The organism is Liquorilactobacillus satsumensis (genome assembly GCF_964065465.1).
Classification (GTDB): domain Bacteria; phylum Bacillota; class Bacilli; order Lactobacillales; family Lactobacillaceae; genus Liquorilactobacillus; species Liquorilactobacillus satsumensis.
Genome location: NZ_OZ061606.1, coordinates 1,641,750 through 1,662,344 on the forward strand (window position 1 = coordinate 1,641,750; position 20,595 = coordinate 1,662,344).

Genomic DNA, 20,595 nt, shown 5'->3' on the forward strand with positions numbered 1-20,595 from the left:
TTGTGCGTTACAAAATTTTGTATTTGAGGCTGAAACATAATGAATAGTACGAAGATGGCACAGCGGCTTTTGGGGGTGCTCTTTTTTGAAGTTCTATTTGAATTTCTTGGAATCAACATTCTAAAAGGAATCAATGAATCCAATAATTTGTTCTTTTTATTTTTTGATAAATGTCTATTTTTAATTTTACTAATTATTTTAAATGCTAAATTAACACGACAAAAGATTCCTTTTTCTTTGAAGCTCAACAAGGAACAACGAAACCTGGTTCTTACCCTTATAACAGCGCTAATTATAATTGGTGTTATGAATGAAAAAAATTTTTTAGCTGCGTTTACAATCGGATTAATTGCAAGTACAACTGAAGAGTATCTTTTTCGCGGCATAATTTTGGTTACCTTACTACGCTTGTTTTGGCGCTCAACAAAACAGAGTACCCGTATTTTATTTCCGGCGATAATCTCAAGTGTCTTATTTGGTTTAGAACATTTTCTTAATTTATACTCCCAAAATTTTTCTTTAACAACGATCCAGGTTTGTCAGACAATGGCGATGGGTTTTTTATTTGCTAGCCTGTTCATTAGAACAAAAAATCTGCTGTTTCCAATAATATGTCATTTTGGGATTGACTTTGTGGTAACTGCTTTTGGGGGGATGCAAAATACCAATAATGCTTCATTTGGAGGTGCGGTTAGTGTCGCAATCTTGTACATAATGATTGGTTTTATAATTTTGAGAGTGTGACATAAGTCGGGAAAATTTGAGTGCTAACGCGAAATTACGAACATCGCGAGTACTTTGCTATGAGTAATTCGAAGTTAGACGGAGAATTTTGACTTATGGAACACGTTTATCCAGCACCGAAAAAATAACAGTTTTAAAGACATCTAAACAGCAGAGACAAGGTTTATAACAATGGGAATGAGATTTTGATCTGAATTTCTTAGCCAAAGCTTTTTGCAACTTAATAAGAAATGCTCCTGTATTGATTGGAAATAAGATCAATCACAGGAGCAGTTTAAGCTTAAAAAGCTAATAAAAGATAACCATCTTTAAATGTCGCTATCAAAGTTTGTAAATTGTTAATCAACAGCCTGACGCAGGTAATTAAGAATTTGCTGTGCAATTTGATCCGGTGCTGTTTGATCAGTTGCAATCGTTAAGTCGGCGCATGCTTGGTAAGCCTGCTGCCGGCTTTGTTTGAGTGCGATCAAAGCAGTTTGATCAAGCTGATTGACCAAGGGGCGTCCTTGATCGTTGCAAACGCGCTTGAGAATTGTCGCAGCAGTTGCCTCAAGAAAAATTACGGGGACAGTTGTTTGTTTGAGAACACGCATATTTTCCGGTTGTGCAGACGTACCGCCACCGGTTGACAGAATGCCATGTTCAGCCATTTGTTGTAACAACAGCTTATGTTCAAGCTGCCGAAAATAAGCTTCACCGTGTTTGGCAAAGATATCTTTAATTGGGATTCCAGCGGCCGCAGTAATTTGATCATCAAGATCAACATGGGGGACATTCAAGTGTTGCGCTACTAATTTTCCAATGGTAGTTTTTCCGCTGCCCATAAAACCAATTAAAATTGCTTCCATGTTAATGCTCCTTCCGTAAAACAAGATAACCTTTTTGTTGCAGCAAATCTTCAGCAAGTGAGCGGTCACGTGCACGCATAAATGTTAACTGTAAAACGCCATCAATGTCCTCGCGGATTTCTAAGATATGAATATTAACAATATTAATGTTATTTTGTGCAAGCAATTGAGTAACTGCCGCGAGCGTACCAACTTGATCAGGAATATTGATAAATAGATCGTAGAATCCAGGAAGCTCACCAACTTTGTCAGCACCAAGCTGATCGCGACTGGTTTTCGCGTTTTGGAAGAATGCATAGATCTTGTGTTGCTGTGCTTGTGCAATCTCTGTTTTGAGAGCTTCAAGGTGTGCAGTGTATTGCTCAAGCTGTTGCATAATAATGGCAGCATTAGAATTTAAAATTGCACTCCACATCAGTGGATCAGAAGAAGCAATCCGAGTGATCGATTTAAACCCACCGGCTGCTAACCGCATTCCCAGCGGAAAGTCTGCAAAAGCCTGTTGTGTCTGATTAACAAGCGCTGCAGCAATAATATGAGGCAAGTGACTGATTTGCCCGACAATTTTGTCGTGTTTAGCAGCTGTAAGTGTAAGCCACTTTACGTGGGTTGCACGCAATAACGTTTGAATGCTAGCGCATGCATGCTCGTTAGGAACGGCAGGTATCAAGAAATAAAAGGCATTTTCGAAAAGATCAGCGCGTCCAGCTGTGACACCCGACTTATGTGAACCAGCCATCGGATGACCGCCGATAAAGGTGATCCCCTGCTGTGTTAAGGCGGCAGCTGCTTGTAAGACAATTTGCTTGGTACTGCCAACATCTGTGACAATTACATTTTTCTTCAAGGGCAAGTGAGCGAGCTCTTGAAGATCCTGCACGATGGTCGTAACTGGTGCAGCTAAGATAATGAAATCAGCAGTTTCAGCGGCAGTTAAATCTGTTCCAATTCGGTCAATCAGATGATGCTGCACTGCGTAGTCACAAGCTTTTTTGTCGGAATCACATCCAATGATGACAGTTGTTGGTGCACTGAGTCGAATTGCCCTGATTAGGGAACTGCCAATTAAACCAAGTCCTTTTACGAAAACAGTGGTCATTTGGATTCCTCCTCACCTAAGGTAATTAATGATTCCAAGTCTGAAAAGAATGTTGGATAAGAAACCGCGATTGCTTCCGGCTTCTTTAACGCGAGTGCTTCTGGTGAACGCAGCGCAGCAATGGCCATCATCATTCCAATGCGATGATCTCCATGACTATCCAGTATTGGATCATTGATGTCCCATGCCGGGCGGCCATCAATGATTAAGCCATCAGGAAGTTCTTGAACCAACACCCCGAGTTTGCGGAGTTCCTGTGCAACAGTAGCAATGCGATCAGTCTCTTTGACACGTAATTCCTGCGCACCTCTTAAAATGCTGCGACCGTGCGCACATGCAGCCAACAAAGCAACCAGCGGGAGTTCGTCGATGACTGCGGGGATCTCTTTTTCGTCAAGCTGGATCGGCGAAAGCATAGCGTACTTGACACGAAGATCGGCGGCAGGTTCGGTTCCAGTTGACTTATTTTCAAGTTGAAGATTACCACCCATTTTTTGCAAGACACTTAGTATTCCAGTGCGGGTTTCATTGATATTAACATTCTTCAAAACGATTTCAGAATGTTTGCTGATTGTAGCTGCAACTATGAAAAATGCGGCAGATGAGATATCTCCAGGAACTATAACTGTCTGACCAAGTAGCCGTGGTTGTGGCTGAACTGTAATTGTTAGGTGATCTGCGGCAGTTTCGATTTGTGCACCGAATTCTTGCAGCATCCTTTCTGTATGATCGCGCGTGGGGAGCTTTTCGATAATTGTTGAAGGTGTCTTAGCCTGTAAAGCGGCTAAAATCAAAGCACTTTTAACTTGTGCACTGGCAACTTTAAGTTTAACTTGTGCACCGTGTAGCGGCTTGCCAATAACTTTGGCGGGGAGCGTACCAGTACTGGTTGTGAGAATTGAGGCCCCCATTTCGGCGAGTGGTTCGCTGACTCTGCGCATCGGTCTTTTTTGCAAAGAAGTATCGCCGAAAAGTTCAGTTTCAAAGGATTGGCCCGCAAGCAGTCCCATTAGCAAACGGGTAGTTGTGCCCGAATTACCCATGTTTAAAGGATGTTCCGGTTTTTTCAAGCCCGTTAACCCCTTGCCTTCTACGCTAACGTTGTCCCCATCACGAGTTATTTTAATTCCAAGGTCTTGCATGGCTCTGAGGGTGCTGAGACAATCAGCAGAACTTAAAAAATGTTTGATAGTCGTTGTTCCTTGAGCAATGGCGCCGAGCATCAGTGCTCTGTGAGAGATACTCTTATCTCCTGGAACAGCTAAAGCACCGTTCAAACCATGCTGCAGATGGGTAGTTAGTTTTTTTTGTTCCATAATCAATTACTCCTTAATTTGATATAAGCACCACACCATATCTGGTTTAAAGTGTGCAATGATGCGGTCATCTGAATGCAATTCTACGTTTTTTTGATTGGTTAAAACATACTGTCCATCTTGTAAGAATTGTTGGTAAGCTAGATATTTGCTGGCACAACACTTGATTTTTTGAGGAGTGACTGTTTTTGCGAGCAATTTGGCAGTTGCAGCATGAGAATAAGCAATACCCGTTAAGCGTGTTTGATTTTCGATAATAACCAGTGGGGCTAACTGATAGATAAAACAATCGATCAGCTGTAATTGGTCAAGGAGATCATAGTGTAATTCCCCCCACGAAAGTTTAAGCATCTTTGATTTGAAAGCTGCTGGCAATAACAGGTATGCCCCGCGATAAGCTGTTAACTGCGTAAGAACTTCTTCGAAACTCGCATGTAAAAAAACGTGCGCGTGTTCTTTCGGATGTGTTTGGCAGTAGTGTTGGGCCGCGGCATAACTATCAGTCTCTGCCGGACCAAGTGTGTGGATGAGCATGCAATCACCTTATCAATATTAATATTCTTTGAGTTCCTGACGGTAAGCCTGTAATTGTTCTTTGAGGCGTGCTAGGTTACTGCCGTCAAAAGTAGCAGTGATTTCTTTGGCAAGTTCGATCGCCACGACGCTTTCGATTACAAGCGAAGCGGGTACAATTGCGGTTGTGTCGGAGCGTTCAACGTTTGCTTTTTGAACTTCACGAGTCTTGAGGTTAACACTCTTTAATGCTTTATAAAGTGTTGGGATAGGTTTCATAGCAGCTTGGATGATTAACGGCATACCATTGGTCATTCCGCCTTCAAAGCCGCCCAAATGATCTGAGGATCTGCTCCAACCGCTTTCTTGGTCCCAAGTAATTGGGTCCATGACATCACTTCCAAGGTTGGTAGCAGCAGTAAAACCATCACCGATTGCGACCCCTTTCATTGCATTAACGCCCATCACAGCTGCAGCAAGCTTAGCATCTAATTTTGTGTCCCAGCTAATATAGCTGCCTAAACCGGCGGGAACATTTTCAGCAACTACTCGAATAATTCCGCCCAAAGTGTCGCCTGCTCTTTTAGTGTCGTCAATTAGTTTATGAATTGGGGTGACCTGGGCCATATCAAGGATGCGCAGATCATTTGCATGAATTTGTTGTTCAATCTGAGAAACATCAGTGGGTAAGCTCTTAGCACCAGCAAGCTTGCCGATCTGTTGGACGTAACCAACCAGTTTAATGTCCAACTGTTCAAGTAGTTGTTTACAAATTGAGCCGACAGCAACGCGCATTGCAGTCTCACGTGCCGAGGAACGCTCTAAAACGTTTCTGAGATCGGTATGTCGGTACTTCATTCCCCCTACAAGATCTGCATGACCAGGACGTGGGCGTTCAACCTTGCGTAGAGTGTTTTCCGCTGTTTCGGGGCTGGTAGGATTCATAATTTTTGACCAGTGAGCATGGTCTCTATTTTGAATTGTTAGTGCTAACGGTGAACCCAGTGTTTTGCCATGACGCAAACCTCCAGTAATTTCAACAGTATCATGTTCGATTTTTTGACGATTTCCGCGGCCGTACCCGCCTTGGCGAGCTGCAAGTGCCGCGTTAATTTTGGCGATATCAAGCTGCATTCCAGCAGGGACACCTTCAATTATTCCAGTCAATTGTGGACCATGCGATTCTCCGGCTGTTAAAAAGTACATCATAATTCCTCCAGTTAATTAATTTTCTTTTTTATTTTTCTTTTCCTGATATTTGCGTGAATTGGCCATGATATTACTGTAAATATCTTGAAGATACGGTTCTAATTGTTGATCAGGACAATGGCGCGCGATGTTTTCCAGGACTATATTTTCGCGATTGCTGTCCAGCACGGGAAGTTCATGAGTACGTTTAAAGGCAGCAACCTGATCGACTGCTTTAAAACGCTGGGCTAGCAAGCGTACAATTAAGCGATCAAGCAAGGAAATTTTGCTACGAACGGTGGTCAATGAATGAGGCTTACCTAAAGCTAAACGAATGCTTAAAGCCAGCAAAAGGCCACATAAACTGATAATTAAGTTGAATTCCAATGCTGCGGCAACCCCTTGCTGCGACAGCCATCCTGTAATCACAGGGATGCTGAAAGAGGCTAAGCTTCCGAGTGTGAAGAAAATACCGGTGGTTAACCCTTTTCTTTCAGGGGCGAGCCGCAAGAAAATATTTAAGCCGATCTGCATGACGCCACTTGCTGCGGTTAGGCCAAATAGTAAAGAAGCAATTTCTGCTAGCCACGAAACATGAATAAAACAAAGTAGCAGCAGTGCAACTAAAGAACCACAATTTAGTCCCAATAACAGTGTCAATTCTGAAAAACCACTGCGAAGTAACCAAAAGATCAGCAAAACGCCAGTAATAGAGCCAATACTGTATAGCGATAGTAAAAAATGTGCCGCAACGTTGTTCATCTGTAGCTCTTGGGTGGCATAAAGTGTAATCCACTGAGTGTATAGAATCATTAAAGCCATTGAGGTATAACCGTAAAGAGTCAGTGCAACAAATGCCAGCTTTTTGCGGAAAGAATTTGCTGTTTTCTTAGACAGCACACTTTTTTGAGGGCGATTCATCGGCGGAAATTCAAGCGGTAACAGCAGGAAAAAGTTGAAGCTTAAGACAAGTGCTGCCAAAATAAATGACCAACCGAACCACCAGTTTTGATTCTCTAAGAGTGCAACGCAGAGCGGTAAAACAAATTCACCCAAAGAGATGAAGGCTTTAAGCAAAACATTGGCGGGGCTGCTTCGATCTCCTAGTTCTGCAAAAGTAGGGTATGTGCCGGAATCAAGGGCTGAATTGGCCACACCTGCTAGGATAGCTAGGAGATAAGCAACTTGGATATTAGGGGCAAGCAGTATTCCAACAAAGAAAAGCAAATAGCTGCCCATTCCCAGAAAGACAAAGCTTTTCCGTCCGTAACGATCAGCGAGCGAACCCAAGAGCAAGTATGCCAGCAATCGTCCGATGCCGACTCCAGAAATGACATACGAGACAGTGGCCAACGGCGATTGCCAAAGGTGACCGAGGGTCTGCATGTTTTGCGCCAAAATAATGAGGCCGATCCCGTGAACAAAGTAATTCAGGTAGAGGCTCAAAGAAAGGCGTTTTTTCATATTTGTATCCATTAAGATTCCTCCTTGATTTGTGGAAATAAAAAAGCCAGTCGGACTTTTAAAATCCAACTGGTTTTAAGCTCTTAAAGGATAAAAATCGTATTAAGACCAGCTAGACTTTTACTGAGTGTCTAACTGGCAAGGGAAATAGGCCCTGCATACTTTAGACACGAACGTTGATAAACGCCCGCATCTTAGTACGGACGTCTAAATAAAGTAAGCATAGCCATAATAATATAAAGTTGTTTGAGAAACCTGTATATTATCCAAAGTTATTAATCCCTTCTGAAATTGATAATTTAGAATTATTAAAACATCATTAATAAGTAAAGTCAACAGTTAATTTGGAGTTAACATCTCATAAAATGAATAGTGCAGAATAAAACGGTTAAATTCTATAAAAGAGAGCTCTAAAGGTGCAACTCAAGATAATTTTCTGAAAAATAGATGAGAATGCTTGCATTTCAAGCCAAAATTGGGTAACTTGAAAAACAAAAATAATTTTAAAGGAGCGCATTTGTAATGTCCAATTGGGATACAAAATTTGCAAAAAAAGGATTCACGTTTGACGATGTTCTATTAATACCAGCTGAGAGTCACGTTTTACCGAATGATGTCGATTTAAGCGTACAACTTGCGAAGAATATCCGATTAAATATCCCGATTATCAGTGCAGGTATGGATACTGTCACTGAAGCTGCAACAGCGATCGCGATGGCACGCCAAGGTGGTTTAGGTGTGATTCATAAGAACATGACGATTGCAAGACAGGCCGATGAGGTTAGAAAAGTTAAACGGTCTGAAAGCGGCGTAATCATTGATCCATTCTTTTTGGCACCTGAAAATAGCGTAGCGGAAGCAGAAAATCTGATGCGTAAGTATCGAATCAGCGGGGTTCCAATTGTAGAAACATTGCAGAATCGCAAATTTGTTGGGATCATTACAAATCGTGACCTGCGTTTTGTAAATGACAATTCTGTGGCAATTTCTGCCGTTATGACCAAAGATCATCTTGTAACTGCACCGGTTGGGACTTCTTTGAAAAAGGCAGAAGCGATCTTACAAAAACATAAGATTGAAAAATTGCCAGTTGTTGATAGTGAAGGCCGGCTTTCAGGATTAATTACGATTAAAGATATCGAAAAGGTTGTTGAATTTCCACATGCTGCTAAGGACATCCATGGCCGGTTATTGGTTGCAGCTGCTGTGGGTGTAACAAGCGATACTTTTGAACGTGCCGAAGCGCTGCTTAAAGCAGGGACAGATGCAATTGTAATTGATACTGCCCATGGACATTCTGCCGGTGTAATTCGCAAGATCAAAGAAATTAGAGAAAAATTCCCAGAGGTAACACTGATTGCTGGAAATGTTGCGACAGCTGCTGCAACTAAAGCACTTTACGATGTCGGGGTTGATGTTGTTAAAGTGGGGATTGGTCCTGGTTCGATTTGTACAACGAGAATTGTTGCTGGAGTTGGCGTACCGCAATTAACTGCAATTTATGACGCAGCGAGCGTCGCACGTGAATATGGAAAAACAATTATTGCAGATGGTGGGATTAAATACTCTGGTGATATCGTCAAGGCACTGGCAGCTGGTGGTAACGCGGTAATGCTAGGCAGTATGCTTGCTGGTACAGATGAAGCACCAGGCGAGACTGAGATTTACCAAGGACGCCGCTTTAAGACCTATCGCGGAATGGGTAGTCTGGGAGCAATGGACAGCAAACATGGTTCATCTGACCGCTATTTCCAAGGAAGTGTGAACGAAGCTAACAAGCTGGTCCCAGAAGGGATTGAAGGACGTGTGGCTTACAAGGGAAGCATTGCAGATCTGGTTTATCAAATGGTTGGTGGTCTGCGTGCTGGAATGGGTTACGTCGGTGCAGGACATGTTAAAGAATTGCAAGACGATGCACAGTTTGTGCAAATCTCTAATGCTGGTTTGCGCGAATCACATCCGCATGACGTTCAAATTACAAAAGAAGCACCTAACTATAGTAAATAATGAAAAGTGGTTTCAATTGCTAAGCTGCTGTAGGATTAAGTGTAGCGTGTAAACTTAGCCAGGGCTTGATTATAAGCAATTCGTGTTTAAATGAAAAAGGAACTGAGTCAAAAGTTAACTTTTGATTCAGTTCCTTTTTATTGCGGATAAACGTGTTCCATAAGTCAAAGTTTTCTGTTTTAGTTCAAAATTATTCAAAGCTTAACAACTTATGTCAAACGCTCTTTTGAACGTATTTTTTAAAGGGTTATGGCATTTTTCGCACATTATTTAGTTGGACATCGTATAAAGCAATTTTGTAATTGATTTTTTCTAAATGTGCAATTGTTTGACTGATATTATCTTTTACTTTTTTTTGATGTTGAACCATCATGCTTTTCCTAGCGGCTAAAGTCTTAGCACCGTCTTTGTACAAGTTAGTATATAGTTTAATGTTGCTCAAAGGCATTCCAGTTTCTTTTAAACTGATAATAAAATCAATCCATGCAATACTTTCTTCTGTATAGACTCTGTGACCACTTTCATCTCTAGGTACGCTGGGAATAATACCCTCGCTTTCATAATATCTTAAAGTAGATTTCTTTAAATTCCTTAGTTTAGTGATTTCTGCTATATTCATCTTTGTTCTCCTTTTTTAAAGTTGCTTTAACTTAGCGGTCATAAAATTAACTTTATTTTAGCCTATTAAGGCTATATAACGGTAAAAGGCTAATTACTTGTGTTGAAGTATACTTTAGCTGATAAGCTTGTCCTATATTATAAAAGGAGGAATTAACAATGTCGAATATAGCGCATAAAACAGTCATTATAACAGGAGCTTCAAGCGGAATTGGGAAAGCAACCGCAATTAAATTAGCCACTAATGGTGCGAATGTTGTATTAGCTGCACGCCGTGAAAAAGCTTACAACAAATAGTGGAAAAAATTGCTGTGTCAGGTGGTCAAGCTGTTTATCAGGTAACGGACGTCACCAATGTTGCCCAAATGGAGTCTTTAGCACGGTTTGCTGTGGAGAAATTTGGCAAAGTCGATGTACTTATAAATAATGCGGGTGTAATGCCTTTGTCAAAATTGCGAAAGCGAAAAGTAGATGAGTGGAATTTAATGGTGGATGTAAATATCAAAGGTGTGTTATATGGCATTAACGCTGTATTGCCATATATGCGTAAACAAAAACAGGGGCACATTATCAATTTATCAAGTATCGCAGGGCACATTGTTTTCCCTGGCAGTGCTGTTTATTGTGCAACTAAAGCAGCAGTTAGAGCAATTAGTGAAGGGCTTCGGATGGAAGAATCTCCTGCTAGTCACATTCGTACAACAATTATTTCACCAGGTTCAATCTTGACCGAATTATCAACTCACATAACTGATCAGGAACAAAAAGATGCAATCAATCAAATAGAAAAATCGGTTGGAATTGATCCAAAGAATATTGCTGAAGCTATTTATTATGCAATTAATCAACCCGAAGAAGTCGGAGTAAATGAGATCTTGATTAGGCCAACACAGCAAGAACTTTAGTTTAATTTTAAAAATATTATGGTTAGCTTGAGCTCAAAAAGGAGTACTTTATCAAGAAAATTACTATTTTCTGATAAAGTACTCCTTTTCTTATTATGAATAAGATTAGATCTTTTTGCTTGAAGAAGTTAGCTTGGATAATAAAATAGTTTAACCTGTATAAAGTATTATTGAGGGTTAGGTTTTTGAACTGTTTTTGATCTGTCTAGAGGTGAAAAATTAATCATCGCTTAAGATAATTTTTGTAAATTGTTCATAATATTTTTTTGTGTTCTTATCTATATCTTTATTAGTAATCAAGTAGTCAATATCATATAGACTGTAAAAATTGTAAAAATCATTTTTATTTAATTTAAAATGATCCGCAACTATAATTTTTTCTTGTGCGTTATTTAAAGCAATTCTTTGAGCCTGGCCTTCTTCAGGATTAGCTGTCATCAGATTCTCATTATGAATTCCATTGACTCCTACTAGAGTTTTATTGAACCTTAACTGCTTAAGCATTGAGTTAGTTAAACTGCCTACGAAAGTATTTGAACGTTCCCGATAAGAACCACCAATGAATATGACATCAACGTTTTTTGAACGTTCTAGAATTTGAAATATTGGTAAACTATTAGTAACAACTCTTAAGTTTTTTGCATTATTGAGATATTTTGCTACCAACTCAAGTGTTGTTCCTGGACCGATATAAAGTGTGTCATTTTCTTGAATTAGAGTTGCAGCCTTGGTGGCGATCTTTATTTTTTCAGTAATATGTATTTCCCTTTTTTCAGTACGTGAAAGTTCAAAAGATCGTTCTTTATTGACACTTTGTGCTCCCCCGTGAATTCGCAACACCTTCCCGCTTTGAGAAAGTTCATCTAAATCTCGACGAATTGTCATGTTAGAAACATTTAATTTATCAACTAAATAATTTACAGTGACAACACCTTTTAAATTAACAATGTTAAGTATTCCCATTAGTCTTTCTTTTTTTAACATTTAACTGCAACTCCTTTTGAATCATAATATTAAAAGCATAATTAATGTGTTGTTCGTTATTGAACGTTAATATTAAAAAAACATTTTAGATCAAGTATAGTAATTTACATTTTATAAAAAAGTTATGTAACTATTAAAGGCCAATATTACTTATGTATCACTATATCATTTTTTGATAAAAAATGTAAAAAACAGTATTAATAAAAAATTTTAAAACGGCCTTGACATATAAAAGCGCTTACTCTATACTTTAATCGAACATAAACAAACAAATTAATGTTCTTTTTTGTCCGCAATGTTGAAATTAAGGAGGTATTAATAAAATGGCTGCTAATATTTTATTGACTAGAATCGATAATCGACTGGTACATGGCCAGGTGGGAGTCACATGGACAAGAGCTCTGGGGGCAAACTTAATTCTTGTTGCAAATGATCAAGCTTCAAAAGATACATTGCAACAAAAATTAATGGCGACAACGGCAGAATCATCTGGTGCTGAAATTCGTTTTTTCTCACTTGAAAAAACGATTGCTATTATTAACAAGGCTGCTGATCGCCAAAAAATATTTATAGTTGTAAAAACTCCTCAAGATGCACGGAAACTAGTTGAAGGGGGAGTTCCGATTAAAGAAGTTAATGTTGGAAATATGCATTTTTCTCAAGGAAAGAAAGAAATCACGAAAAAAGTGTATGTTAACGAGCAGGACAAGGAGGATCTTTTATATTTATGTCAACGCCGATGTGAAAATGTAGTTTTTTGCCGATTAAAAAATGCTGTTTTTTACCGATAAAGTTTACAGTGTCTCACTGCTCCTTTCTTTATTTTGTGCGTTGAAACCTGATAAATCAGGTCCGGAATTATCCTTCTTTTCAATTAAATGATCTTTCATTCGATATGATCGACCAGTGATTCGGATAACTTTAGCGTGATGAACCAAGCGATCTAAAATGGCGTTAGCTAACATCTTATCTGAAAAGGTGTTTCCCCACTTAGAAAGCGGAATATTAGTGGTGATAATGGTTGATTTCCGTTCGTATCGTCTTTCAATTAACTGAAAAAACAGCTTAGCGCCCACTGACTCAATTGGAAGATAACCAATCTCATCAATGATTAGAATTTGAAAACGGGCATACCGGCGTAGCACTTCTTCGCTCCGGCCTTGAACTTGTGCTGTTTGAAGCTTGTTGATGAGGTCGCTACATCGAATAAACTGCGTTGAAATTCCTTGTTTACACCCTTCAATTCCAATGGCGGTGGCTAGGTGAGTTTTACCGACACCGGAGGTGCCGATAAACAAAACGTTTTGATTCTCTTGGGTGAATCTTAGTGATCCCAAGTCCTCAATTATCCCTTGGTTAATTCCCGGTTGATAACTAAAGTCAAAGTCAGCTAACGTTTTTTCATATGGAAAGCGGGCTAGTTTAATTCTCAAATTAATCTTTTTTTGTTCCCGGTATTTAAGCTCAGCCGTTGTCAATTCGAATAAGGCATCACTCAAGGACTTGGGTGCTTCATCTTGATGATCCAATAGGTAGCCTAAATGTTCGGCGAAACGATCTAACTTTAATTGTCTAAGGTTGGTGTATAAAGCTTGGTAATTGGCCATTTTCTCACTCCATTTCATCAAACATCTTCAGGTTTCGGTCGACGTAATCATCAATGACTCGGTCATCACGATTCTTATAAAGGTCTGATCGGACAATCTCTTCCATGTCATCGCGAAGGTAAGTAAATCTTTTCAGTGAAATAGGGTGAGAACGAATTAATTCTCCGTTATAATAAATGTATAGAGTATTGTCATCGTGTTTAATTTGTACGGTTTCGTCAATATATCTTATGGGGACGGAGTATTTCCGATTTTGAAAGACAATCATTGATTCCTTGCTAACTTTCCTTGCGATGGTTTGGCTGGCATAGGCATCGAGTAAGTCGTGATCAAAATCCTGGAGATACTCTTTTTCTTTATCAAGCAATAAATAAGGCGGAATTTGAGTCGCCTGAGACTTCTCATGATTCAGCTGATCACACGTCAAATGGACGATCTCGGCTAAGTCTAGCGGCTCTTCAAACTCATGGTTGTAAACTTTGATTCGCTGAGTAGTTCTGGCCAGCGCCTCAACCTTTCCTTTGGTTTGTGGCCGAAACGGTCGACAAGCAATTGGCTTGAAACCAGCGTCCTTAGCGTATTCAACGAAGGTTTCATTAAATACCGGCTTACCAAAATTACTTTTATGATGATCGACGACAACCTTTTGGTTGTCAAACCAGATTTCTTTCGGCACACCCCGGTTGCCCAAAAGGCATTAGTTAAGCAATCAAAAAAGGTAATTTGGCTGCGACTGAAGGTAAATTGCATGTATTTCATTCGCGAGTACCCTAAAACATATAAGAAGATGTTGCCTTTGACAATCTCTCCATGCCGAGAAACCAACGTTAAATCTTCTTTCCAATCAACCTGGGCTGAAATCCCTGGCGAGGTTTCAATCCGGATAGTGGCTTTTTTCGTTGCGGCTTTTCTGATGGTTCGACAATAGTCTCTGAGAATACTTTGCTTTCCTTGATAGCCACGTTCTTTGATAAAGTAATAAATTGCCGTTGCCGAACAGCCTTCTAGAACCTTTTCTTCAATCGTTTTTCGATAATCGTCAAGTTTACTCGGCCGCCGTAAGGGTTGTGGCTGCTCATCTGGGGGCGTAAGCCCTAAATTGTAGTATCTTTTTACCGTTCGTGGATCAACACCGTATCGCCGACCAATTTCAGCGAAGTTGGGCTTTATTTTGTTCATAATATATTGCTGGACACACTGCTCAACATCTAAACGCATTTCAGTTCCTCCAAATTTGAGATGCGTTTATTTTACCGTAAAAAAATGTTGGAAAACCGACATTTTCTAATCGGTATTTTCCAACATTTTACAACCGTTGCTGACAATATTTATCCTCCCAAGACATTGATATATATATAAAGGATTATCCGGGTGAAAAAAAATATCCAATAACAGAAAAGCTTTTAAAATAGTTTATTCATAACATTTATAATGAATTAATTTAGGAGGGCAGAAGATGGATGTTACATTTATTCAAGGTTTATTGATAGCTATATGGGCAATGATTGTTGGGTTGGATTGTTGGTTACAGGCGTTCTTTATTTTTAGACCGATTATTGTTTGTACAATAACAGGTTTGATTTTAGGTGATCTGCAGTTAGGAGTAATTGCAGGTGGATTAACCGAATTGGCTTTTGCAGGATTAACTCCTGCAGGTGGTACACAGCCACCTAATACAGTTATCTGCGGAATTATGACAGTTGTAATTGCTGCTACAAACAATACTGCACCTGCCACTGCAATCGGACTTTCCTTGCCATTTGCAATGTTGATGCAATATATACTTTTATTTTTCTATTCTTCATTTTCATTATTTATGTCACGATTTGATAAATATGCAGCTGCAGGGGACACGCGGAGTTTTAAACGCCTTAATTTTATTCCACTATCTATTGTGACTCTTTCGTTTGGAATAGTAGCTTTTTTAAGTGCTTATGCTGCTCAAGGACCAATGCATACATTGGTAAGTTCCATGCCACAGTGGTTGACACATGGGTTTGAACTTGCGGGTGGGATTTTACCTGCAGTTGGTTTTGCAATGTTACTTAAAGTAATGTTGAAGTTAAATTATTTTCCGTATTTGTTGCTTGGTTTTGTGATAGCAAGTATGATACCATTCTCAAATGTTCTTCCAATTGCTTTAGTGGGTGGAGTTCTTGCTATGATTGAATACTTTAGAAGTCGAGAAACAAATAAGTTGGAGTCTGAACTTAAGAAATTAAAAAATAATACTGGTGGTGATCAAGATGGCATCTGAAAGTAAAGATGGAAAGAGGAAAAGTCTTTTCAGTAAACACGATATATCAATGTTGGGGATTCGCTCAAATCTCGTGCAAGCTTCTTTTAGTTATGAAAGAATGCATGCTCCAGGTTGGACTTGGGCACAATTACCTTATTGGGAAAAAATTTATCGTAACGATCCTAAGGGGCTGAAAAGAGTAATGGCGGATAACATGGAGTTTATTAATAGTTCACCTCCACTGTATCCAATATTAATGGGGCTTTTGTTAACGATGGAAGAAGATCATGTTGAGCCTACTACGATTAAAGGACTCAAAAATGCATTGTTTGGTCCGATGGCAGGGATTGGTGATGCTATTTTCTGGTTTACAATAATGCCAATTGTTGGTGGGATTTCTGCATCAATTGCAAAAAACGGGAACGTTTTTGGACCACTGCTATTTTTCCTAGTGTATTTGTTTCTTTTTTGGTCACGTATGCCGTTAGCACATTTAGGATATAATTTAGGAACTCGCGCAATAGACGTAATTCAAGAAAATTCAAAAGTAATTTCTCATGTAGCGTCAATTTTAGGTTTGACAGTTATTGGGGGCTTGATAGCTTCTTACGTTAAAATGGAACTTAAGTTAAAAATTGGAGCAGGAAATACGACTATTAGTCTTCAAAAACAATTATTAGATAAAATTTTTCCAAACATTTTACCCTTTGCGTTTGTTTTTTTACTTTATTGGTTGCTCAAAAAAAACGTTAACCCTATATGGCTAATTGTTTTAACATTTGCCTTTGCAATTGTTATGTCGTTGATAGGTTGGATGTAGAAGATTGAGGATGTGAAAGAACATTGAATAAAATAGAAGTTATCATAAGTGGTCATGGAAAGTTTGCTTCCGGGGTACAAGGAGCTTTGAAGTTGCTAACAAAGATACCAAAAACATGGCATTTTTGTGATTTTAAAGAAGGAATGTCAGATAGCGATTTAAAAACAATTTTTGAAGATATTATTAAAAATAATAGCAATTCTGAATGTTTGTTTTTTGCCGACCTTGTAGGGGGGACACCGTATAAAGTTGCTGCAACAATAGCATATGGAAAAAAGAAAATTACTGTTGTTGCAGGGTGTAACTTAGGATCGTTACTTGAAGCAATCTACAGTAATTTTTCGACAGCTAATGAATTTGGAGAAGCATTGGTTGAAATTTCCAAAAAAGGAACTAAGAAACTAAGTTTTAATGCATTATATAATACTGCTACTTCTAGCAAAAGTAACACAAGTGGTGGAATTTAAAAAATAAAAAAGTGAAAATAAATTATTTAAGTTAGAATCTATTGTATATATGTAATGTTAGTTTCAATACTACTGCATAGGTACAATAGATTTTATTTTAGAAAGGAATTTCAATATGGGCAATAACATTTACGTTTTCTCAATTGGAATAACTATTCTTTTAGTTATTTTGACGTGGGTTATAAATTGGTATTTTTTTTACTATGTCGGTAATTTTTATTTTAAAGTCGATAATTGTAGCTTTATAGTTCGGCTTAATCGCAAAGGCACATATTTGTTGAATGCAACTTTAAATAGTAAAAATACTGAGAAAATTAAATTTGTTGTTGAAGAGGGAAGTTATACATTTAGCAAGAATATTGTTCAAATAACAACTGAAAAAACTTTGGTCACAGAGTTTTCTAATATTAAAAGTATTCTGGAAAACAATAAGGAAAACGAGGTACAAAGATTTCGTGAAAATACAATTTTAACAAAACCTTTAAAGGCCAGAGAACATAAATTATATTATAATGAAATTTTTTTAAATAAAATAAAAAAGTCTAAGCTTGTGAATATAAAGGAATATGCAAAATAGACACAAAAGTGTACTAAAAAATGCGCGTTATGAACATTATAGAACATATATTGTTGACTATTGTTCTTTTAAGTGCTAAATTGTGTGTGCGGATGAAAAAGATTGAGTTTGTTTTTATGTTTATTTTAATATTGCTACTTTTGGTTAAATTTTAGTTTAAGCGGTTTCAATAGTGAGCTGTTAATTTTAAAGGAGAGATTAAAATGAAAGTTGCATTGGCTACGGATAAAGCAGGATTCTATTTAAAAGAACATATCAAGGAATTTTTGGAAAATAAGGGTTACGAAATCATTGATCTTACTAAACAACCGGCAGACGATTTTGTTGATTCGTCTGTTGCACTCGCAAAAACTGTCCTGAGTTTAAAGGCCGACAGGGGAATTATGTTTGATGAATATGGAACCGGTTCCGCCATGGCAAGTAACAAGATTCATGGAATGGTAACTGCAAATGTGACGGAGGAAAATACCGCTCATATGACGACACAACATAATGGAGCAAAGGCAATCGCTTTAGGCGCTGGAATAGTTGGCTTTAAACTAGCTGAAAGTATTGTTACTGCATATTTGAATGTTAATTATGCTGGTGGACGGCATCAAATCAGATTGGATATGCTCGAAAAAATGTGCTAATTGAATATTTTGAAAAATTGGAGGAATTTAAATGATTATTGCACTTGGAAACGACCATATTGTAACTAGTGTTAAAATGCAGATTTCAGATTTCTTAAAATCAAAGGGACACAAAATAATTGATGTGGGAACTTATGATAATACTAGAACACACTATCCTCTTTACGGGCTTCAAGTAGCCGACTTAGTTCGAGATGGTAAAGCAGATTTAGGTGTTGTTTTATGTGGAACAGGTGTGGGTATTTCAACAGCTGCTGATAAAAATGTGGGAATCAGAGCTGCATTGGTGGGCGATGTAGCAACTGCACGTTATGCAAAGGAAGAGCTTAATGCAAATGTGATTGCATTTGGCGGTGCAGTTGTTGGTGAACACCTTGCAGAAGATATCGTAGCGGCCTTTATTAAAGCTGAATATAAAGAAAGCGAAGAAAACGAAAAACTCATAAAAAAAATCAACGCTATTGAAGAAGATAATCCTGAACAACATGATAATAAGCATTTCTTCGATCATGAATTAAAGCTGTGGGATGAAGGTTACTACCATGACTAAGGATCTGAAAAAGGAGGAATAAGGATAATGACAATTAAATGGGCAGCTTTAGAAAAACTTGCAAATGATGAAGGTATTATTGCAGCATTGGCGATTGATCAACGTGGTTCCCTCAAAAAGATGTTAGCAAAGGCGGCAAACAAAAAAGCAAATGAGGAGGACATAGTGGAGTTTAAAAAGCTAATTTCTTCTGAATTGACGCCGTACGCCTCAGCAATTCTGCTTGATCCTGAATATGGTCTGCCGGCTGCAAAAAAACGTGCTCAAAATACAGGTTTATTAGTAGCTTATGAAAAAACTGGGTACGATACAACTGAACCTGGCAGAATGCCTGATTTGCTTCCCGATTGGTCAGCAACAAGATTAAAGGAGGCAGGAGCTGATGCAGTTAAGTTCATGCTTTATTATGATGTAGATGAGAACAACGAGATTAATAAAAAGAAACAAGTCTTTGTTGAACGTATTGGAGAAGAATGCGAGACTATTGGTCTGCCATTTTTCTTGGAACTTATGTCATATGACGCTCAGATTGTTGACACAAATAGCAGAGAATATGCCAAGGTAAAACCACACAAAGTGAATAAAATGGTTGCTGAGTTTGCTAAGCCACGTTATAGAGTCGATGTTTTGAAGGTTGAAGTTCCGGTTAATATGGCTTATGTTGAAGGTTTTTCCACCGAACATGAACCTGTTTATAGTCAGCAAGAAGCTGCTGACTTTTACAAAGAACAGAACGCATTAACAAATGGTGTTCCTTTTATCTTTTTGAGTGCAGGTGTAAGTGCGGAACTGTTTCAAAAAACACTGTTATTTGCAGCAAAAAGTGGTTCAAGTTTTAATGGAGTTCTATGTGGCCGTGCAACATGGCGTGGTGGAATTACACCTTTTGCTAAGGACGGAGAAGAAGCTGGGCGTGAATGGTTAAACACTGTTGGGAAAAATAATATTGAAGCACTCAATAAAGCACTCAAGGAGAGTGCAACTTCATTATTTACTAAGGCAAAATAAAGCTGATAATTGGCATTAATGCTAGAAAAGCAACTGAAAATTGTGAATATATCCTGGTCCTAGCTATAAACAATGCATGGTTAAATAACTAATTAAATTAGTGCTCTATGTTTGTATGCATACTACAGGACAAAATTAAGGAGGCTGGGTCAAAACGCATATTTTGTTCCAGTCTCTTAGTCTCTCCAACCAATATTTGCAACACTCGGGATCTAGCCTATTGTCACGTCCCCACTAATTTTATTAATAATTATGAAAAATAGAGGTGTTAGAGATAAATGGAAACACTTAATGAATTGAAAATTAAAAATCCGCAGTATAAAATTCAAAATATTGAAGATGCCAGTTTTAAAAGATATGGGATGTGTTATACCTGCTATGCCCTTGCAGAGATTAAGCAGTATTTTCAAAAGAAAGCAAAACTTCCTGCACAAGGAAATGAGTATAATCCTTCCAACTCAGATTTAGAAAAGATGGGGACCATTCAGCAGATAGAACGAGATGTTTTTGCTGGAATGGCAGTGAATGTAGGAGAATGTGTCGGAAGAACGACTTCCTTTTCTGCCGTGGAGTTTCATCAAGGAAGCGAAGTCAATATAATGCTGACGGACGTGGTGATGGTTTTTGGAAAAAGATCAGAAATAAAAAATGGTACTTTTAATGCAGAAAAAGATGCACAGCTGTTTTTCGTACCTGCAGGTAGTGTGATAGAAATTTTTAGTGATACTTTGCACTATAGTCCAATAATGGTTAGAAGCCCTGGCTTTAAAGTAGTGGTGATGGTGTTAAAAGGAACCAATCAGCCGCTTGAAAAAAGTTTTAAGAGTAACAATCCTTGGATAGTGAAGAAAAATAAATTTCAAGCTGCTCATTTTGTTCGTAAAGACAAGCTTGCTTCAGGGGTAGTACAGGGTGTTAGCGGTAAATTAATTAAATTGAAAGCGCTTGATATAAATTAGGTGCTAACCAGTTATTGACAAAGATAATGAACAGAACTTTTTGATCAGCT

At 38.4% G+C, this 20,595-nt stretch carries 20 protein-coding genes and 2 pseudogenes; 12 read left to right on the plus strand and 10 right to left on the minus strand.

All coding sequences use genetic code 11. The features are described from left to right. Positions 1 to 39: 39 nt before the first annotated feature. Positions 40 to 744 carry a CPBP family intramembrane glutamic endopeptidase gene (locus tag AB3Y88_RS07600; protein ID WP_228889793.1) on the plus strand — a complete coding sequence of 235 codons (705 nt, stop codon included), beginning with the start codon at positions 40 to 42 and terminating at the stop codon, positions 742 to 744. Between the two features lie 338 nt (positions 745 to 1,082). Here AB3Y88_RS07600 and AB3Y88_RS07605 read toward each other — a convergent pair whose 3' ends face one another. Genes AB3Y88_RS07605 through AB3Y88_RS07630 form a run of 6 tightly spaced genes read right to left on the minus strand, consistent with a single transcriptional unit; the run spans position 1,083 to position 7,184 of the window. Further along, the gene (locus tag AB3Y88_RS07605; RefSeq protein ID WP_228889790.1) at positions 1,083 to 1,592 is read right to left on the minus strand and encodes a shikimate kinase; all 510 of its coding nucleotides are present in this window, start codon (positions 1,590 to 1,592) and stop codon (positions 1,083 to 1,085) included. 1 nt (position 1,593) lies between these two features. Beyond that, positions 1,594 to 2,691: a prephenate dehydrogenase gene (locus AB3Y88_RS07610; protein WP_367293418.1), complete on the minus strand. Its 1,098-nt coding sequence runs from the start codon at positions 2,689 to 2,691 to the stop codon at positions 1,594 to 1,596. Then, complete coding sequence (aroA, locus tag AB3Y88_RS07615) at positions 2,688 to 4,007, minus strand: 3-phosphoshikimate 1-carboxyvinyltransferase (protein ID WP_228889784.1); 1,320 nt, start codon at positions 4,005 to 4,007, stop codon at positions 2,688 to 2,690. The genes AB3Y88_RS07610 and aroA overlap by 4 nt, the downstream gene beginning before the upstream one ends. Before the next feature lie 6 nt (positions 4,008 to 4,013). Then, positions 4,014 to 4,541 carry a hypothetical protein gene (locus AB3Y88_RS07620; protein ID WP_056960482.1) on the minus strand — a complete coding sequence of 176 codons (528 nt, stop codon included), beginning with the start codon at positions 4,539 to 4,541 and terminating at the stop codon, positions 4,014 to 4,016. 18 nt (positions 4,542 to 4,559) lie between these two features. Next, positions 4,560 to 5,729 carry a chorismate synthase gene (gene aroC, locus AB3Y88_RS07625; protein WP_056960480.1) on the minus strand — a complete coding sequence of 390 codons (1,170 nt, stop codon included), beginning with the start codon at positions 5,727 to 5,729 and terminating at the stop codon, positions 4,560 to 4,562. Between the two features lie 15 nt (positions 5,730 to 5,744). Continuing rightward, complete coding sequence (locus tag AB3Y88_RS07630) at positions 5,745 to 7,184, minus strand: MFS transporter (RefSeq protein WP_228889781.1); 1,440 nt, start codon at positions 7,182 to 7,184, stop codon at positions 5,745 to 5,747. 510 nt (positions 7,185 to 7,694) lie between these two features. Here AB3Y88_RS07630 and guaB point away from each other — a divergent pair. Beyond that, positions 7,695 to 9,179 carry an IMP dehydrogenase gene (gene guaB / locus AB3Y88_RS07635; protein WP_056960475.1) on the plus strand — a complete coding sequence of 495 codons (1,485 nt, stop codon included), beginning with the start codon at positions 7,695 to 7,697 and terminating at the stop codon, positions 9,177 to 9,179. A 247-nt stretch (positions 9,180 to 9,426) separates the two neighbouring features. On the opposite strand, the gene AB3Y88_RS07640 is transcribed toward guaB, so the two are convergent. Further along, positions 9,427 to 9,798, minus strand: coding sequence for a MerR family transcriptional regulator (locus AB3Y88_RS07640; RefSeq protein ID WP_054757167.1), 372 nt, complete (start codon positions 9,796 to 9,798; stop codon positions 9,427 to 9,429). Between the two features lie 158 nt (positions 9,799 to 9,956). Between AB3Y88_RS07640 and AB3Y88_RS07645 the strand changes: the two are divergent. Then, positions 9,957 to 10,702, plus strand: a pseudogene (locus AB3Y88_RS07645) (SDR family oxidoreductase). 219 nt (positions 10,703 to 10,921) lie between these two features. On the opposite strand, the gene AB3Y88_RS07650 reads toward AB3Y88_RS07645, so the two are convergent. Next, positions 10,922 to 11,686 (minus strand): DeoR/GlpR family DNA-binding transcription regulator, encoded by a 765-nt coding sequence (locus AB3Y88_RS07650; protein ID WP_054757171.1) that lies wholly within the window; start codon positions 11,684 to 11,686, stop codon positions 10,922 to 10,924. A gap of 323 nt (positions 11,687 to 12,009) precedes the next feature. Between AB3Y88_RS07650 and agaB the strand changes: the two genes are divergently transcribed. Continuing rightward, positions 12,010 to 12,477, plus strand: coding sequence for a PTS galactosamine transporter subunit IIB (agaB, locus tag AB3Y88_RS07655; protein WP_367293419.1), 468 nt, complete (start codon positions 12,010 to 12,012; stop codon positions 12,475 to 12,477). Positions 12,478 to 12,480: 3 nt separating this feature from the next. Here the strand turns inward: agaB and istB are convergent, their stop codons facing one another. After that, positions 12,481 to 13,311 (minus strand): IS21-like element helper ATPase IstB, encoded by an 831-nt coding sequence (gene istB / locus AB3Y88_RS07660; RefSeq protein WP_313819558.1) that lies wholly within the window; start codon positions 13,309 to 13,311, stop codon positions 12,481 to 12,483. Next, positions 13,298 to 14,511 (minus strand): annotated as a pseudogene (gene istA / locus AB3Y88_RS07665) (IS21 family transposase). The gene istB and the pseudogene istA overlap by 14 nt, the downstream one beginning before the upstream one ends. 238 nt (positions 14,512 to 14,749) lie before the next feature. On the opposite strand from istA, the gene agaC reads away from it, so the two are divergent. The 8 genes from agaC to AB3Y88_RS07705 all read left to right on the plus strand — a co-directional run bounded on the left by agaC (position 14,750) and on the right by AB3Y88_RS07705 (position 20,545). After that, positions 14,750 to 15,550: a PTS galactosamine transporter subunit IIC gene (gene agaC / locus AB3Y88_RS07670; RefSeq protein WP_054757176.1), complete on the plus strand. Its 801-nt coding sequence runs from the start codon at positions 14,750 to 14,752 to the stop codon at positions 15,548 to 15,550. Then, on the plus strand, positions 15,540 to 16,352 hold the full coding sequence (gene agaD, locus AB3Y88_RS07675) for a PTS galactosamine transporter subunit IID (RefSeq protein WP_056960469.1): 813 nt from the start codon (positions 15,540 to 15,542) through the stop codon (positions 16,350 to 16,352). The genes agaC and agaD overlap by 11 nt, the downstream gene beginning before the upstream one ends. Before the next feature lie 23 nt (positions 16,353 to 16,375). Continuing rightward, positions 16,376 to 16,819, plus strand: a complete 444-nt coding sequence (locus tag AB3Y88_RS07680; protein WP_367293420.1) for a PTS sugar transporter subunit IIA — start codon at positions 16,376 to 16,378, stop codon at positions 16,817 to 16,819. Between the two features lie 115 nt (positions 16,820 to 16,934). Next, positions 16,935 to 17,396: a hypothetical protein gene (locus AB3Y88_RS07685; protein WP_228888740.1), complete on the plus strand. Its 462-nt coding sequence runs from the start codon at positions 16,935 to 16,937 to the stop codon at positions 17,394 to 17,396. 203 nt (positions 17,397 to 17,599) lie between these two features. Beyond that, positions 17,600 to 18,028 carry a galactose-6-phosphate isomerase subunit LacA gene (gene lacA, locus AB3Y88_RS07690; protein ID WP_228888742.1) on the plus strand — a complete coding sequence of 143 codons (429 nt, stop codon included), beginning with the start codon at positions 17,600 to 17,602 and terminating at the stop codon, positions 18,026 to 18,028. A 31-nt stretch (positions 18,029 to 18,059) separates the two neighbouring features. Then, a complete protein-coding gene (gene lacB / locus AB3Y88_RS07695; protein WP_228888746.1) occupies positions 18,060 to 18,578 on the plus strand; it encodes a galactose-6-phosphate isomerase subunit LacB in 519 nt (172 codons plus the stop codon). A gap of 27 nt (positions 18,579 to 18,605) precedes the next feature. Further along, the gene (gene lacD / locus AB3Y88_RS07700) at positions 18,606 to 19,586 is read left to right on the plus strand and encodes a tagatose-bisphosphate aldolase (RefSeq protein ID WP_054757185.1); all 981 of its coding nucleotides are present in this window, start codon (positions 18,606 to 18,608) and stop codon (positions 19,584 to 19,586) included. A 278-nt stretch (positions 19,587 to 19,864) separates the two neighbouring features. Further along, on the plus strand, positions 19,865 to 20,545 hold the full coding sequence (locus AB3Y88_RS07705) for a DUF4867 family protein (protein WP_056960463.1): 681 nt from the start codon (positions 19,865 to 19,867) through the stop codon (positions 20,543 to 20,545). The last annotated feature ends 50 nt before the right edge of the window (positions 20,546 to 20,595 follow it).

Coding starts and splice junctions, on each gene's coding strand:
- AB3Y88_RS07600 (WP_228889793.1), top strand. CDS start 40: ATGAATAGTACGAAGATGGCACAGCGGCTTTTGGGGGTGCTCTTTTTT.
- AB3Y88_RS07605 (WP_228889790.1), bottom strand. CDS start 1,592: ATGGAAGCAATTTTAATTGGTTTTATGGGCAGCGGAAAAACTACCATT.
- AB3Y88_RS07610 (WP_367293418.1), bottom strand. CDS start 2,691: ATGACCACTGTTTTCGTAAAAGGACTTGGTTTAATTGGCAGTTCCCTA.
- aroA (WP_228889784.1), bottom strand. CDS start 4,007: ATGGAACAAAAAAAACTAACTACCCATCTGCAGCATGGTTTGAACGGT.
- AB3Y88_RS07620 (WP_056960482.1), bottom strand. CDS start 4,541: ATGCTCATCCACACACTTGGTCCGGCAGAGACTGATAGTTATGCCGCG.
- aroC (WP_056960480.1), bottom strand. CDS start 5,729: ATGATGTACTTTTTAACAGCCGGAGAATCGCATGGTCCACAATTGACT.
- AB3Y88_RS07630 (WP_228889781.1), bottom strand. CDS start 7,184: ATGGATACAAATATGAAAAAACGCCTTTCTTTGAGCCTCTACCTGAAT.
- guaB (WP_056960475.1), top strand. CDS start 7,695: ATGTCCAATTGGGATACAAAATTTGCAAAAAAAGGATTCACGTTTGAC.
- AB3Y88_RS07640 (WP_054757167.1), bottom strand. CDS start 9,798: ATGAATATAGCAGAAATCACTAAACTAAGGAATTTAAAGAAATCTACT.
- AB3Y88_RS07650 (WP_054757171.1), bottom strand. CDS start 11,686: ATGTTAAAAAAAGAAAGACTAATGGGAATACTTAACATTGTTAATTTA.
- agaB (WP_367293419.1), top strand. CDS start 12,010: ATGGCTGCTAATATTTTATTGACTAGAATCGATAATCGACTGGTACAT.
- istB (WP_313819558.1), bottom strand. CDS start 13,311: ATGAAATGGAGTGAGAAAATGGCCAATTACCAAGCTTTATACACCAAC.
- agaC (WP_054757176.1), top strand. CDS start 14,750: ATGGATGTTACATTTATTCAAGGTTTATTGATAGCTATATGGGCAATG.
- agaD (WP_056960469.1), top strand. CDS start 15,540: ATGGCATCTGAAAGTAAAGATGGAAAGAGGAAAAGTCTTTTCAGTAAA.
- AB3Y88_RS07685 (WP_228888740.1), top strand. CDS start 16,935: ATGGGCAATAACATTTACGTTTTCTCAATTGGAATAACTATTCTTTTA.
- lacA (WP_228888742.1), top strand. CDS start 17,600: ATGAAAGTTGCATTGGCTACGGATAAAGCAGGATTCTATTTAAAAGAA.
- lacB (WP_228888746.1), top strand. CDS start 18,060: ATGATTATTGCACTTGGAAACGACCATATTGTAACTAGTGTTAAAATG.
- lacD (WP_054757185.1), top strand. CDS start 18,606: ATGACAATTAAATGGGCAGCTTTAGAAAAACTTGCAAATGATGAAGGT.
- AB3Y88_RS07705 (WP_056960463.1), top strand. CDS start 19,865: ATGGAAACACTTAATGAATTGAAAATTAAAAATCCGCAGTATAAAATT.